This is a genomic window from Streptomyces sp. NPDC091649, assembly GCF_044756785.1.
In the GTDB taxonomy this organism is placed as follows: Bacteria; Actinomycetota; Actinomycetes; order Streptomycetales; family Streptomycetaceae; genus Streptomyces.
Window position 1 is genome coordinate 1 of the sequence record NZ_JBIVTR010000006.1, and the last position, 14,626, is coordinate 14,626.

At 71.0% G+C, this 14,626-nt stretch carries 15 protein-coding genes; 7 read left to right on the forward strand and 8 right to left on the reverse strand.

From position 1 onward, the window contains the following. The 5 genes from ACIQMU_RS13200 to metK all read right to left on the reverse strand — a co-directional run. Positions 1–1,373 (reverse strand): homocysteine S-methyltransferase family protein (locus tag ACIQMU_RS13200; RefSeq protein ID WP_402688869.1); only part of this gene is annotated, 1,373 nt, incomplete at its 3' end. Beyond that, positions 1,370–2,353, reverse strand: a complete 984-nt coding sequence (locus tag ACIQMU_RS13205) for a carbohydrate kinase family protein (protein ID WP_402688870.1) — start codon at positions 2,351–2,353, stop codon at positions 1,370–1,372. The genes ACIQMU_RS13205 and ACIQMU_RS13200, both read right to left, overlap by 4 nt. Positions 2,354–2,391: 38 nt before the next feature. Then, positions 2,392–2,610, reverse strand: coding sequence for an acyl-CoA carboxylase subunit epsilon (locus tag ACIQMU_RS13210; protein WP_352243397.1), 219 nt, complete (start codon positions 2,608–2,610; stop codon positions 2,392–2,394). Next, on the reverse strand, positions 2,607–4,262 hold the full coding sequence (locus ACIQMU_RS13215) for an acyl-CoA carboxylase subunit beta (protein ID WP_402688871.1): 1,656 nt from the start codon (positions 4,260–4,262) through the stop codon (positions 2,607–2,609). Before ACIQMU_RS13215 ends, ACIQMU_RS13210 begins: the two co-directional genes overlap by 4 nt. 57 nt (positions 4,263–4,319) lie before the next feature. Then, positions 4,320–5,528, reverse strand: a complete 1,209-nt coding sequence (gene metK / locus ACIQMU_RS13220; RefSeq protein ID WP_352243398.1) for a methionine adenosyltransferase — start codon at positions 5,526–5,528, stop codon at positions 4,320–4,322. 287 nt (positions 5,529–5,815) lie between these two features. Here metK and ACIQMU_RS13225 point away from each other — a divergent pair, with 287 nt between their 5' ends. The 5 genes from ACIQMU_RS13225 (at position 5,816) to ACIQMU_RS13245 (ending at position 9,953) form a co-directional block, all read left to right on the forward strand. Next, the gene (locus ACIQMU_RS13225; RefSeq protein ID WP_352243399.1) at positions 5,816–6,331 is read left to right on the forward strand and encodes a hypothetical protein; all 516 of its coding nucleotides are present in this window, start codon (positions 5,816–5,818) and stop codon (positions 6,329–6,331) included. Further along, positions 6,297–7,211, forward strand: a complete 915-nt coding sequence (locus ACIQMU_RS13230) for an ABC transporter ATP-binding protein (RefSeq protein WP_352243400.1) — start codon at positions 6,297–6,299, stop codon at positions 7,209–7,211. Before ACIQMU_RS13225 ends, ACIQMU_RS13230 begins: the two co-directional genes overlap by 35 nt. Then, complete coding sequence (locus tag ACIQMU_RS13235) at positions 7,201–7,977, forward strand: ABC transporter permease subunit (protein WP_352243401.1); 777 nt, start codon at positions 7,201–7,203, stop codon at positions 7,975–7,977. The genes ACIQMU_RS13230 and ACIQMU_RS13235 overlap by 11 nt, the downstream gene beginning before the upstream one ends. A gap of 132 nt (positions 7,978–8,109) precedes the next feature. Continuing rightward, positions 8,110–9,324, forward strand: coding sequence for an acyltransferase family protein (locus tag ACIQMU_RS13240; RefSeq protein WP_402688872.1), 1,215 nt, complete (start codon positions 8,110–8,112; stop codon positions 9,322–9,324). Positions 9,325–9,428: 104 nt separating this feature from the next. Then, a complete protein-coding gene (locus ACIQMU_RS13245) occupies positions 9,429–9,953 on the forward strand; it encodes a hypothetical protein (protein WP_352243403.1) in 525 nt (174 codons plus the stop codon). Between the two features lie 20 nt (positions 9,954–9,973). On the opposite strand, the gene ACIQMU_RS13250 is transcribed toward ACIQMU_RS13245, so the two are convergent. Both ACIQMU_RS13250 and ACIQMU_RS13255 read right to left on the reverse strand, forming a co-directional pair. After that, positions 9,974–10,696, reverse strand: coding sequence for a sensor histidine kinase (locus tag ACIQMU_RS13250; protein ID WP_402688873.1), 723 nt, complete (start codon positions 10,694–10,696; stop codon positions 9,974–9,976). 17 nt (positions 10,697–10,713) lie between these two features. Continuing rightward, positions 10,714–11,541: a response regulator transcription factor gene (locus tag ACIQMU_RS13255; RefSeq protein WP_402688874.1), complete on the reverse strand. Its 828-nt coding sequence runs from the start codon at positions 11,539–11,541 to the stop codon at positions 10,714–10,716. Between the two features lie 307 nt (positions 11,542–11,848). Here ACIQMU_RS13255 and ACIQMU_RS13260 point away from each other — a divergent pair, with 307 nt between their 5' ends. Then, complete coding sequence (locus ACIQMU_RS13260; RefSeq protein ID WP_352243406.1) at positions 11,849–12,961, forward strand: sensor histidine kinase; 1,113 nt, start codon at positions 11,849–11,851, stop codon at positions 12,959–12,961. After that, a complete protein-coding gene (locus ACIQMU_RS13265) occupies positions 12,921–13,589 on the forward strand; it encodes a response regulator transcription factor (RefSeq protein ID WP_352243407.1) in 669 nt (222 codons plus the stop codon). Before ACIQMU_RS13260 ends, ACIQMU_RS13265 begins: the two co-directional genes overlap by 41 nt. A gap of 105 nt (positions 13,590–13,694) precedes the next feature. On the opposite strand, the gene ACIQMU_RS13270 is transcribed toward ACIQMU_RS13265, so the two are convergent. Then, positions 13,695–14,465 (reverse strand): thioesterase II family protein, encoded by a 771-nt coding sequence (locus ACIQMU_RS13270; RefSeq protein WP_402688875.1) that lies wholly within the window; start codon positions 14,463–14,465, stop codon positions 13,695–13,697. Positions 14,466–14,626: the final 161 nt, after the last annotated feature.

The following is a 14,626-nucleotide window of genomic DNA, read 5'->3' on the forward strand; positions in this document are numbered from 1 at the left end:
GCGCTGACCTGCGCGAAGCGCGACTCGGGCCCGTCCCCGTCCTCGTAGTTGACGGAGTTGATGACGGCCCGGCCGCCCAGCTTCTCCAAACCGGCCCGGATCACCTCGACTTCGGTGGAGTCCAGCACGATCGGCAGGGTCGAGGCCGTGGCGAGCCTTCCTGCGACCTCTGCCATGTCGGCCACGCCGTCGCGGCCCACGTAGTCGACACACAGGTCCAGCAGGTGCGCTCCCTCCTGAATCTGGTCGCGAGCCACCTCCACGCAGTCGTCCCAGCGGCCCTCCAGCATGGCCTCGCGGAACTTCTTCGACCCATTGGCGTTCGTACGCTCTCCGATAGCGAGATATGACGTGTCCTGACGGAAGGGCACCGTCTGGTAGAGCGAGGCGGCACCGGGCTCGGGGACCGGCCGGCGGACCGCCGGCACCCGCCCCCGTACCCGCTCGACGACGGCCCGCAGGTGCGCGGGGGTCGTGCCGCAGCAGCCGCCCACCAGGGAGACGCCGTACTCGGCGACGAACGACTCGTGCGCGTCCGCCAGTTCGCCGGGCGACAGCGGGTAGTGCGCGCCGTTCTTGCCCAGGACCGGCAGGCCGGCGTTCGGCATGGCTGAGACCCGGGTCCGGGCGTGGCGGGCGAGATAGCGCAGGTGTTCGCTCATCTCGGCCGGCCCAGTGGCGCAGTTCAGGCCGATCAGGTCGATGCCGAGCGGCTCCAGGGCCGTCAGCGCGGCGCCGATCTCCGAGCCGAGGAGCATCGTGCCGGTCGTCTCCACCGTCACCTGCACGAGAAGGGGGAGTTCGAGGCCCGCGTCGGCGAGCGCCCGCTTCGCGCCGAGAACCGCCGCCTTCGTCTGCAACAGGTCCTGGGTGGTCTCCACCAGGAGGGCGTCGGCGCCGCCCGCGATCATGCCCTCGGCGTTGGTGCGGTAGGCGTCGCGCAGCACGGTGTACGGGGCGTGGCCCAAGGTCGGCAGTTTGGTGCCGGGCCCCATCGAGCCCAGGACCCACCGCTGCCGGCCGGTCTTCTCGGTGTACTCGTCGGCGACCTCGCGGGCGATGCGGGCGCCGGCCTCGGAGAGCTCGAAGTTGCGCTCGGTGATGTCGTACTCGCTCAGGGCGGCGAAGTTGGTGCCGAAGGTGTTGGTCTCGACGCAGTCGACGCCGACCGCGAAGTACTCCTCGTGGACCGAGCGGACGATGTCCGGGCGGGTCACGTTCAAAATCTCGTTGCAGCCTTCGAGGTTCTCGAAGTCCTCCAGGGTGGGGTCCTGCGCCTGGAGCATCGTGCCCATCGCGCCGTCGGCCACCACCACACGCGTGGCGAGGGCTTCGCGGAGTGCGGCGACGCGCCGCGTCCGGGGGCCGCTCATGACACACCCGCCAGCAGCGGCTCTGTCTCCCGTGCGGCCTCGCTGCCGTACGCACGGTCGATGCGGGCGACCAGGTCGGCGGCGAGCAGCTTGTACTCCTGGGTGCCGACCGATTCGATGACCACCGTGGCCAGAGCGCAGCCGAGCTGGGCCGCGCGCCGGTGGGGGAGTTCCCCGGCGATGCCGGCGAGGAACCCGGCACGGAAGGCGTCGCCGACGCCGGTCGGGTCGGCGATGGTGTCCGCGGGCACCGCGGGGACGTCGATGCGGTTGCCGTCGCGCGAGGTGACCGAGACGCCTTCGGCGCCGCGGGTGACGATCCAGCTCCGGACCCGTTCGAGGACCTCCTGTTCGCTCCAGCCGGTCCGCTCCATGAGGAGAGCCGCCTCGTACTCGTTGGTGAACAGCCAACGGGCCCCGTCCACCAGCCGCCTGGTCTGTTCGGCGTCGAGGCGGGCGAGCTGCTGCGAGGGGTCGGCGGCCACGGCGATGTCCAGGTCATGGGCGAGGGAGGTGTGCCGCAGCATGGCCTGCGGGTCGTCCGCACCGACCAGGACGAGATCCAGGCGGCCCGCCGCGCGTGACACCTCGGCGAGGTCGATCCGGCGGGCTTCCGCCATGGCGCCCGCGTAGAAGGTGGCTATCTGGTTCTGGTCGTTGTCCGTGGTGCACACGAATCGCGCGGTGTGCAGACTCTCGCTGATCCGGACGGAGGCGGTGTCCACGCCCGCGTCCCGCAGACGGTGCTCGTAGTCGGCGAAGTCGGTGCCCGCCGCGCCCACCAGGACGGGCCGCAGTCCCAGCCGGCCGAGGCCGAAGGCGATGTTGGCGCCCACACCGCCGCGCCGGACCTCCAGCCGGTCGGCAAGGAAGGACAGCGACACCCGTTCGAGCTGCTCGCTGAGCAGCTGGTCGGCGAAGCGGCCTGGGAAGACCATGAGGTGGTCGGTCGCGATCGAGCCGGTCACGGCGATACGCACGGCGTTTCTCCTTGAACCTGAGGTCGGGAAGGCGCGGGTCAGAGGGACGGTTGCCAGGTGGGCCGCGGGGCGGAGGCCCAGGCTCCAGCGGTTCGGTGCGCGTCCGGGCGAAGGGCCCAGGCGGCGCCCGGCCGGGCGGGCGCGGAGCTCGGCGACGCTTCGTCCCGGCGCGTCGCGAGGGCGAGCAGCACCGCCGTCACGGCGGCCAGCTCCTCGTGGTCGGGGTTGCCGCGCAGGACGCGTATGCCGGCGCTCACTGAGGTTGGTTCCCGTGCTTGCGGCCGGGCAGCGCCGCGTGCTTGCCCCTGAGGACGGCCAGTGCGCCGATGAGGCGGGTTCGGGTCTCGGCGGGGTCGATCACGTCGTCGACCAGGCCGCGTTCGGCCGCGTAATAGGGGTGCATGAGTTCGTGCCGGTACTCCGCGATCCGCTCGGCCCGTGTGGACTCGGGATCGTCGGACGCGGCGATCTCGCGCCGGAAGACGACGTTGGCCGCGCCTTCGGCGCCCATCACCGCGATCTCGTTGACCGGCCAGGCCAGCGCCAGGTCGGTGCCGATGGAGCGGGAGTCCATGACGATGTAGGCCCCGCCGTACGCCTTGCGCAGCACTACCGAGATGCGGGGGACGGTGGCGTTGCAGTACGCGTACAGGAGCTTCGCGCCGTGGCGGATGACGCCGCCGTGCTCCTGGTCGACACCCGGCAGGAAGCCGGGGACGTCGACCAGGGTGACCAGGGGAATGTTGAAGGCGTCGCACATCTGGACGAAGCGCGCCCCCTTCTCCGACGCGTTGATGTCCAGTACCCCGGCCAGACTGGCCGGCTGGTTGGCGACGACGCCGACCACCTCACCGCCCAGCCGGGTCAGCGCGCACACGATGTTCGTGGCCCAGCGTTCGTGGATCTCGACGTACTCGCCGTCGTCGGCGATCTCCTCGATGACCCGGCGCATGTCGTACGCGTGGTTCGGATCGGCCGGCACCAGGTCGAGCAGAGCCTCGCACCGCCGGTCCACCGGGTCCTCGGCCTCAGCCGCCGGCGGCAGCTCGCGGTTGTTCGACGGCAGCAGCGACAGCAGGTAGCGCACCTCGGCGAGACAGCTCTCCTCGTCGTCGTACAGGAACGAGGCCACACCCGAGGCGGCGGCGTGGACATCGGCCCCGCCGAGGCCGTCGTGGCTGATCTGCTCGCCGGTCACCGCCTGGACCACATCGGGCCCGGTGATGAACATCTGGGAGGTCCCCCGGACCATGAACACGAAGTCGGTGAGTGCGGGGGAGTAGGCGGCGCCGCCCGCGCACGGGCCCATGATGACGCTGATCTGCGGTATCACGCCGGAGTTGCGTACGTTGCGCTGGAAGATGCCGCCGTAGCCGGCCAGCGCCGTGACACCTTCCTGGATGCGGGCGCCCGCTCCGTCGCACAGGCCCACGACCGGTGCGCCGGCCGACTCGGCCAGATCCATGATCTTGTGGATCTTCTCGGCGTGCGCCTCGCCCAGGGCGCCGCCGAAGACGCGGAAGTCGTGGGCGTACGCGAAGACCCGCCGCCTCCCGACGAGGCCCCACCCGATGAGCACGCCGTCGGAGTGCGGGCGCTTCGCCTCAAGGCCGAAGCCGGTGGCGCGATGCCGGCGAAACCCCTCGACCTCGATGAACGTCCCCTCGTCGAAGAGGAGTTCCAGGCGCTCCCGGGCGGTCAGCTTGCCCTTGGCGTGCTGCGCCTCGGTCGCCTTCGGGCTCGGCCCGCTGTGCGCCCGCGAGCGCAGCGCCGCCAGTTCGGCGACCCGCTCGCGCATGCTGGGCCGGCGCGGCTCCTCACCGGCGGGCGCGGCCGGAGCGATGGGGGCGGACCCCGGCGCCACGTCGGGCGGCGGATGCGCCGGGAGCCTCTCCTCGACGATACTCATGGACGATCCTTTCGGGCGGTGGGCACACGAGGGCGCGAGGGCGGCAGGCCGCGGGTCCTACAGCCCCGCGGCCGAGCGCAGCGCGTCCACGCGGTCGGTCCGCTCCCAGGTGAAGTCCGGGAGCTCACGGCCGAAGTGGCCGTAGGCGGACGTCTGCGCGTAGATGGGGCGGAGCAGGTCGAGGTCGCGGATGATCGCGGCCGGGCGGAGGTCGAAGACCGAGGAGATCGCCTCCTCGATCACGCTCTGGGCGACCGCGGCGGTGCCGAAGGTCTCGACGAAGAGCCCCACGGGTTCGGCCTTGCCGATGGCGTAGGCGACCTGGACCTCGCAGCGGCGGGCGAGGCCCGCGGCGACCACGTTCTTGGCGACCCAGCGTGTGGCGTACGCGGCGGAGCGGTCGACCTTGGACGGGTCCTTGCCGGAGAAGGCGCCGCCGCCGTGGCGGGCCATGCCGCCGTACGTGTCGATGATGATCTTTCGGCCGGTGAGGCCGGCATCGCCCATCGGGCCGCCGATCTCGAAGCGGCCGGTCGGGTTGACCAGCAGGCGGTAGCCGTCGGTCTCCAGGTCGAGACCGGCTTCGGCGAGCTCCTTGAGGACGTGCTCGACGACGTGCTCCCGGATGTCGGGGGTGAGCAGCGAGCCGAGGTCGATGTCCGAGGCGTGCTGCGAGGACACGACGACCGTGTCCAGGCGGGCGGGCCTGCTGCCCTGGTACTCGATGGTGACCTGCGTCTTGCCGTCCGGGCGCAGGTAGGGGACGGTGCCGTCCTTGCGGACCGCGGACAGCCGGCGCGACAGGCGGTGCGCGAGGCTGATCGGCAGCGGCATCAGCTCGGGCGTCTCGTCGCTCGCGTAGCCGAACATCAGGCCCTGGTCGCCCGCGCCCTGCCGGTCCAGCTCGTCGTCGTCTCCTTCCACCCGGGCCTCGTACGCGGAGTCGACGCCCTGCGCGATGTCCGGGGACTGCGCGCCGATCGACACGGACACCCCGCACGAGGTGCCGTCGAAGCCCTTGGCGGAGGAGTCGTAGCCGATGTCGAGCACGGCGTCGCGGATGAGTGCGGGTATGTCGGCGTAAGCGGTGGTCGTGACCTCCCCGGCCACGTGCACCTGGCCCGTGGTGATCAGGGTTTCCACCGCGACGCGTGCCGTCGGGTCCTGTGCGAGCAGTGCGTCCAGGACAGCGTCGCTGATGCGGTCAGCGATCTTGTCGGGGTGGCCCTCGGTCACGGACTCCGAGGTGAAGAGCCGAGAAGACATGTGGTTCTCCCGTTCGGGGGGCGTGGTTGGTTCCCTCCGCACCGATGTTCGGGACCTCCCGGGGGCGGGGCAACGGATGGCTGCCCCGGTGTCCCGAAAGAGGTACCGCCCTCCGCTCACTTCGACGTATATGCAGGTCAGGCGGGTCGTCGGGGGGAAGAAGCACCTTAGCGTCGAGGGCGTACGCAGTCACTGCGTACCGGTTCTGCAATCACGGTCTCGCTAGGATGACTAGTACGTGCTGTCTGTTCAGTGTATTCTGAACAAGCGAAAGGGGGTGAAGGTTGGTGACCGATGCGACGGCAAGTCCGTCCGAGCTGGAGTTCGTCGAAGCCGTGGCCATGCAGCTCGAACAGCAGGGGCTGGTCCGCATGTCGGGCCGGGCCATCGGCTGGCTCCTCATCTGTGAGCCGGCCGAGCAGACGCTCGGCCAGATCGCCGAGGCGCTGTCCGTCAGCGTGGGTGCCATGAGTACGGCGCTGCGGCACCTGGTGCCCGGCCGGCTGGTGGAGCGCTTCAGGCGTCCGGGCGAACGCGGTGATCGCTATCGCATCGACCCTCACGCCTGGATCGAGCACGCCATGACGCAGGCGTCCAGGTACGGCGAGTTCAGACAAGTGACCGCCCGTGGCCTTGAGCTGCTGGGCGGGGAGCCGCCGGCACGGAGCCGGCGCCTGCGGGAGATGTACGACTTCTACGAGTGGCTGGAGTGCGAGATGCCCCTCGTCTGGAGTCGCTGGGAGCAAGCGAAGAAGGAGCGGATGCAGCATGACCCCTGTGGCGCTGGCCGAGGGACTCAGTAAGTCCTACGGGAAACACAAGGCCCTGGACGGACTCTCACTGAGCATCAATCAGGGGGAGGTGTTCGGCTATCTCGGCCCGAACGGAGCGGGCAAGACCACGACCATCCGGCTGATGCTCGATCTGATCCGTCCCACCTCCGGCCGTGTCGAACTGTTCGGCAAGGCCCCCCGTGAGGGCGGCAACGACGTGCGTCGACGCATCGGCTACCTGCCCGGCGAACTCCCCCTCGCCGGACGCGGCAGCGGCCTGGAACTCCTAGAGTTCCTCGCCAAGGTGCGCGGCGGGGTGGAGAAGGCCACGATCGCGTCGCTCGCCGAGCGCCTCAACGTGGACCTGAAGCGGCCGGTGCACAACCTGTCCAAGGGGAACAAGCAGAAGGTCGGCATCATCCAAGCCTTCATGCACGCGCCCGACCTGCTCATCCTCGACGAGCCGACGACCGGACTGGACCCCCTGGTCCAGCAGGAGTTCCTGGCCATGGTGCGCGAGGCGAAGCAGAACGGGCAGACCGTCCTGATGTCCTCGCACATCCTGTCCGAGGTCCAGCACGTCGGTGACCGGGTGGCCATCATCCGCAGCGGCAAGCTCATCTCGGTCTCCGACGTGGACACCCTGCTGGAGCAGGCGCAGCGCCGGGTGGAGATCCGGTTCGCAGACCCGGTGGATCCGCGCCACTTCTCCATGCTGACGGGTGTGCGCGACGTCAACGTCCAAGCGAACACGCTCAGTTGCACACTCGACGGCACCGCTGACGCGCTCGTGAAGACGGCGGCTCAGCACACCGTGGTGAGCCTGGTGTGCGAGGAGCCCGACCTGGAAGAGATCTTCCTGCACGCCTACGCGCAGGAGCCCAAGGAGGAGATGCACGGTGTCCGCTGAACCACTCGCCGTTTTCGGCAAGGCGTTGCGGGACCAGCGCCGCGGACTGGTCTTCTGGGGTGCCGGTCTGGCTCTCGTCACCCTCATGTACACCTCCAGCTTCGACCCGGACAAGGTCACCGAGAGTGCCAGTGGCTTCCAGAAGGCGCTCGCCCTCGATGACCTGGCGACCGGAGCGGGCTTCCTGAGGGCCACCATCCTCGGCATGATCGTGCCCCTGCTGCTCCTGGTCTACGTCACCATCACCGGCTCCAAGGCCGTCGCGGGCGAGGAGGAGACGGGCCTGCTCGACCTCTACCTCGCCCAGCCCATCGACCGGGGCCAGTTGCTGGTGCAGCGGTTCGCCGCCACCTGCCTGGCGGTCCTCGGGTTCTCGGTGGTGGTCCTGCTGGAGCTCATGGTGCTCAACTCCGCGCTCGACATGCAGGTCGAGTTCGGCAACCTGCTCGTCACCGTGGCCGGCCTGGCACTGCTGGTGATCACCTTCGCGGCCGTGGCGTTCGCGACGGGGGCCGTCACCGGCCGCCGCTCGCTGACGCTCGGGGTCACCGCCGGCTACGGCGCGTTCTCCTTCATCGTCAACGCCCTGGCCAGCCAGTCCGAGGCGATCGAACCGCTCAAGTACCTGTCGGCGTTCCACTACTACCTCGGCGGCAGCCCGCTGCGCGAGGGCTTCGACCCCGCGATGCTCGTTCTGCTCGTGGCCCCCGCCGTGCTGCTCGGCCTCGGCCTCGCCCGGTTCAAGAGCCGGGATCTGAACGTCTGACCGCGTTCGGACCACGTACCCTCGGCCGCCCTTCCACACCCCCCCGCGAAGGGCGGCCGAGGTTTCTCCGCGAGAGAGGACGCCGTGAAGGAACAGTCTCCTGCCCGCAGCGAGAGCGGCCACGTTCCGGCCATGGACGGCCTGAGGGCCGTGGCCGCGTTGCTGGTGCTGGTCCTGCACCTCGCCGGATGGACCGGGATCGCCTTCGACCGGGAGGGCGACAGCCTGACCGCCGATGTGCTCAGCCGGCTGGCCGTCGCGGTGTACATCTTCTTCGTCATCTCCGGATTCCTCCTCTACCGGCCCTACGCCGCGGCGGCCCTCGCCGGGCGCTCCATGCCCCCGGTGGGGGCGTACTACTGGCGCCGGTTCCTGCGCATCTGGCCGGCCTACACCCTGCTGGTCCTGGTGACGCTGGTCTGCTTCCACCGGGAGGTCTTCACCGAAGCGCCCCGCCTCCTGCGCATCGCGACCCTCCAGCACATCTACGTCGACGGGGACTTCCCGCACACCGTCACGGAACCGTGGAGCGCCTTCTCGCAGACCTGGAGTCTGGGAACCGAGGTCAGCTTCTATCTCCTGCTGCCGCTGCTGGCCCTTCTCCTGCACCGGGTGACAGCCGTGCGGCGCGGGCCCGGGCCGGTGATCGTGGCGTTCGTGCTCGCCGAAGCGCTCAGCCTCCTGTGGCAGATCGCGCTCAGCGCCTCCTCCGCCGCCCACGAGACGCCCACGCTCATGTGGTGGCTCCCGGGATACCTGGTGTTCTTCCTGGCGGGAATGGGGCTCGGAGCCGTGGCCGCCCATGCCCAAGGCGCCGCGGACAGCCCCGCGGTGCGCCTGGTGCGGCGGTCGCCGTGGATCTGCTGGGGCGTGGCGCTCGTCGGCTACGCGGTCCTTTCGTCCCCGCTCGCGGGCGGGCACATGAGCCCTCCGTCGCCCCCGCAGGCCGTCGTCGAGAACCTCGCCTACCTGGTGGTCTGCGTGGGCCTGTGCCTGCCGCTCGTCCTGGCGCCGGACAGCGGGCCGGAGCGGCTCCTGCGCCGGCCGGTCATCGCGTGGCTCGGCCGGATCTCCTACGGAATCTTCCTGTGGCACATGTTCGTCATGGCTGTGGCACTGCGCATCGCCGGCGTGGAGTGGGGTGAGGCGGGCATGAGCGGCTTCCTGATCCTGCTGCCGCTGACGGCCGGGATCTCCGTGCTGCTGGCCTGGCTCAGCTTCCGGCTCGTCGAAGAGCCGCTGCGGCAGTGGAACCGGCGCCGCACGGCGCCGCCGGCGGGTGGTCCTCCGGCCGCTGAGCGGAACAGCGGCGGCGCCCGTCCGTCCCGCTTCGCGCGCACCCGCTGACGACCCGCCGCCGCACAGAAGAGCGACCCCTGTCCCGCCCGTGACGAGGCGGAACGGGGGTCGTTGTCCTTTTGTCGGTGATGAGTTGAACGGGCGGGAGTTCCATGGGATCTGTGTCCGACTTTCTGCACTGGGCCTGGGAGCGTCACGCCAACCCGCTGAGCTGGTACATCAGGCCGCTCTTCTTCCTGCCCCTGGCCTACTTCGCCTGGCGCCGACGCCCCTGGGGGCTGGCCCTGACGCTGGTCGCCCTGCTGACGAGCTTCTTCTGGTTCCCCGCCCCCGAGAACCCGGACCCGCGGATCCAGGGAGTGCTCGACATGGAGCGGGCGTTCCTCACCCACCCCGACGCCTTCCAGGTGGTGATGCTGTCCATGGCCCCGCTGCTGCTCGCCGCGTTCTGCGCCGCGCTGTGGCGCCGCTCGCTCGGCTGGGGAATCGTCGTCTTCGACGCGGCGGCCCTGGGCAAGATCGCGTGGTCGGTCTCCGAGGCGGGCGCCGACGGAGCGGCCACCTACGTCCCGGTGGGGGGCGGGGCGCTGCTGGTCACCGTTCTGCTGGTGGCCGTGGCGCGGGGGAAGGGGCTGGGTCCGGCGCTGCGTCAGAGGCTGCGGCGGTCGACGGGGTGAGGGCGAGGGCCTGGAGAGGGTCACCCCTGGGCGGGCAGCACCGCGACCGCGCGCAATCCGCCCGTCGGTGAGCCGGCCAGCTCCAGGCGGCCGCCGGAGGCCGCGAGGAGAGCCGCGGCGATGGTCAGCCCGAGCCCCGTGCCCTTCCGTCCGCGTCCGGAGGCCCCCCGCCAGAACGGCCGGCAGGCGCGAGTGATCTCCTCGTCCGTCATCCCGGGCCCCTGGTCACGGACCTCCACCTGGATGTGCGCCGACGTGGCCCGTACGGTCACGAGGACCTCGCTCCCCCGGGGGGAGACGTGCAGGGCGTTGTCCAGCAGGACGTCCAGGGCCTGTTCCAGGGCTCCCTTGATCTGCGAGCCGGTCACGGCGACGCCGGCCAGAGACAGCTCCACCCCGCGCGTGGACGCCGGCGCCGACCACGCGTCGACGCGGGCCGCGGTGACCCCCAGGACGTCGACCGGCTCGGTCGCGGCGGTGTCGCGGGCGGCGCTGCCCCAGGCCAGTACCTGCTCCAACACGTCGGACAGGCGGTCCACCTCCCTCAGGACTCCGCGGACCTCTCGTCCGGCGGCGGCGTCCCGGCCGTCGCTCAGCCGGTCCTGAAGCAGTTCGAGACGCAGCCGTACGGAGGACAGAGGGCCGCGGACCTGGTGTGCCGCGGCCGCGGCGATGGTGGGGGAGCCGTCCAGGGGCAGGACCGGGGCGGCCATGCGTGCCGTGGCGTGCGGGGCGATGGTCATGGGGTAGGCATCCCGTCTCAGGCGAGCGCGGCGGCCGGTACGGTGAGCCGATAGCCGACTCCGCGCACGGTTTCGATCCATTCGTTTCCCAACTTGCTGCGCAGTGAGCCGACATGGACGTCCAGGGTCCGGGTGGAGCCGAACCAGTTCTCGTCCCAGACGGTGGCCATGATCTCCTGGCGTTCCATCACCGTGCCCGGCTCGGCGATCAGCATGGCCAGCAGGTCGAACTCCCGGCGGGTGATGCATATCTCCTCCGTGTGCAGGAACACCTTGCGGGTCCGCGGGTCGAGCCGCAGCGGCCCCGCCAGGTGGGGTGGCTGTGCCGTGCGGCGCGCCCCGGTCTCCTGGGCCGCTTCCCGGCCCCCGCTGACACGCGGCGCCGGAGGGGCCGGCGGCCCGGACGCCGGCGGCTCGGCGGCCGGCGCCGCCGGAAACGGGGCGGGGACCGGTCGCGGGTCGGGCGCCGCTCCCGTCGCGTGCTGGAGGCAGCCCCCCGCCCGGCGGAGTACGGCCTGGATGCGCGCCACCAGTTCGTACCGGCTGAACGGCTTCGCGATGAAGTCGTCGGCGCCCATGTGCAGGGCCATCACGCGGTTGAGCTCGTCGGTCCGGCCGCTGAGTGTGATGACGGGGACGCAGGACCGCTCCCGTATGCGCCGGCAGACCTCGTGCCCGTCCAGATCGGGCAGGCCGAGGTCGAGCAGAACGAGGCTCACGTCGGCGAGCTCGCGCAGCGCCTCGACGCCTGTTCCCACTCGGCGGGGGTGATAGCCCTGGACGCCCAGCGCCTGCTCCAGCGCTTCGGCCACCCCGTCGTCATCCTCGACTATCAGAACGTTCATGGATCTGCTGCCTCCCCGCAGGCGGAGCTTCCCGTGAATCACACAATGGGTCGAGCTTCTCTCTGGTTGAATTCTTATCAAGCCGGTCGACCGGTTTCAATGGCTGGAGCATCGGGTGGACCGACCGGGGGGTGCCCGCATGTGCCGTTCGGGGTACCGATCGGCGTCGCGGTGCGTCTGCGAAGGTGCGTGCAATCACTATTGACGACTTCTTAACACACTCGCGACCAGTGATCGATGTAGCCTCCGAAGCGCCAACGCAGGGGCAGGCCGGGGTCAGTTCGCCTGGTCACGAGGGGGTGTCGGCGTGGTAGCAGGAAGGCATGCGCACAGTACGGCGGCCGCCGCGCTGGAACGCCGCAAGGACGAGATCCTCGCCGCGTACGAGGCCGCGCTCCGCAGTACCGACAGTTCGTTGCTCCGCGAGGAGCGCAACTCGGAGCGTTACGTCGATGAGGCGCGGCAGATCCTCGCCCATGTGATCGCCGAACTCCACCGCGGAACGTACTTGCCGCACGGTACGGAATACCTGGGCGGTGACGGCAGCCCCGTCGGCGGACCCCGTACGCACCCCGTGGAATCGGGCCGCGCCTCCGCCGCGCTCTTCGACGCGGTGGTGGTCGTTCTCCTCGATGAATCCGAGGGCGTGCGGCCCTCCGGGGCCGAGACCGCCGTGCTCTTCTCGCTGCTGCACCGGCAGATCGTCGCCCGCCACACCGCCCGCTCCGTGGCACACATCGGGTACCTGCTGGAGCGCATCCGCAGCGCCCACAACGACGAACGCCTGCGCGTGGCACGCGGGCTCCACGACGAAGTGGCCGGCCACCTCGGCTCCGCACTCAACTGGTTCGAGCTGCACGACGTGTATCAGGAGGACCAGCCGGCGTTGGCACGCCAGAAGCTGGACACGGCGCGGGAGACGGTCCGCGACTCCCTGTCCAGCCTCCGGGAGGTCATGACGGGGCTGCGGCTCAGGGTGGACGCCGAGCCCCTGCACGCGGCCCTCGTCCGGGACCTCGCGGACATGGCGGCGGCCCCCGGCCAGGTGAGGGTCTCGGTCACCGGAGACGAATCATGGGTGCCCGCCTGGGTGGCCGAAGAACTGTTCCTGGTCGTCCGTGAGGCGCAGCGCAACGCCGTGCGGCACGCACGGGCCAAGCTGGTGGCGGTCGAAGTCCACGTGACTCCGGGAGAGGTGCGCGCCGCCGTCGAGGACGACGGCGTGGGCTTCGACCCCCGGACGACGACGCCCCGCGGACACAGCGGCATGCTGTCGATGCGTGAGAGGGTCGAACTCCTGGGCGGCAGCGTCGCAGTGGAATCCCAGCCGGGATGTGGCACCCGCATCCTGGTCTTCGTACCGCTGAAGGGGGAAACGGGTGGAGGCTACACACAGAGCGATCAGGGTCCTCATCGCTGACGATCACACGCTCTTCCGCGAAGGCATCACCGAGATCCTCACCGCCTCCGGCGGCATCGAGGTGGTGGGAGAGGCGCACAGCGGCCAGGACGCCTGCGGCAGAGCGGCGGAGCTGCGCCCGGACGTCGTCGTCCTCGACGTGGAGATGCCGGGCCAGGGCGTGCGGGAGACGCTGCCCCAGCTGCGGCGCGTCTCCCCCCGGTCCCGGGTCGTCGTGCTCACCATGCACGACGACGTCGTCCTGGCCCGGGAGCTGCTCTCGCTGGGCGCCAGCGCGTACCTGGTCAAGGGGTCCACTCGCCACGAACTGGTCTCGGCGATCCACAGCTCGGTCGTCGACCGAGGGCCCGGCCACGTCATCCTGTCCGTCTCGCAACGCGGTCTGGACCGGGTGGACCAGTCCCCCGACGAGATCCTCTCGGCGCGCGAGCGCGAAGTCCTCGCGCTGACGGCGGAGGCCCTGAGCAACTCCCAGATCGCCCGGCGGCTCTCCATCGCGGAAGGCACCGTCAAGCGCCATCTGCGCAATATCTACACCAAGCTCGGCGCCGTCTCCCGTATGGACGCGGTCAACAAGGCCATGGCGGCGTCGATCATCCCCAAGGCGCATCCGCGCGAGGAATCCTGAGGCGCCCCGCCGGCGGCGCCGGAACCCCGCCGGGCGCGCGCGGGACAGGAGTGGGCGAGCGCGGCGGGCGGGGTTCCGGCGCCGCCGCGCCGCCGCTGAGCGATGTCACGGAACCATCGCCCGGCAGAGGTCTTCCGTCACGTCCGAGACGAGCTCGGCACGCTGCTCGTTGAGGAAGAAGTGACCGCCGGGGAACATGCGCAGGCGGTGCGAGGAAACGGTGTGCCGGCTCCACTCCGCCAGCTCCGTGCCGCGGAACTCCGGGTCCTCCATGCCGCCGTAGGCGGTGATGGGGCAGTCGAGAGGGGCCTCCTCCGTGTACTCGTACGTCTCCAGGAGGGTGACGTCCGCGCGGAGCACCGGCAGGTAGAGCGCGCGCATCTGGGGCTCGTCGCGGATGGCCGGCGGGATGGCGTTGAACCGCACGTCGAGGGCGTCGAGGAAGAGGTCGTCCGGGAGCTGGTGCACGACGGCGTGGCGCAGGGGCAGGTGCGGTGCCGAGCGGGCGGACACGGACAGATGGGCCGGTTCCGCGCCGTACGAACGGCGCAGTTCGCGGGCGAGCTCGAAGGCGATGAGCGCTCCCAGGCTGTGGCCGAAGAGGGCGTACGGGCCGTCGAGGGCAGGGCCGAGCACGGCCGCCGCCTCCTTGACCACCAGCGGCACCTCGGTGCGCGGCTCCTCACGGAACCGGGACTCGCGGCCCGGCAGCCGGAGCAGCCAGGGCTCGACGGACTCCGGCAGCAGCCCGCTCCAGCCTTGGAACGCGGCGGGGCCGGCGCCCGCGAACGGAACGCAGATCAGCCTCAGCGCGGGGGCGCTGCGAGGGGCGCGGCGCAGGACCCAGCGGTCGAACTCGGACGGGGCCGTGGTCATGGGGCACTCCAGGTAAGGGGTGGTGGCGGGGGGGGGGGCCCCCCCCCCCCCCCCCCCCCCCCCGCCGCCCGCCCGGGGGGGGGTGATTAACAGACCCCGCGGGCGCCGCGGGGGCCGGGGGGGGGGGGGGGGCCGGGGCCCCGCGCCCCGCGTGGCCCGCG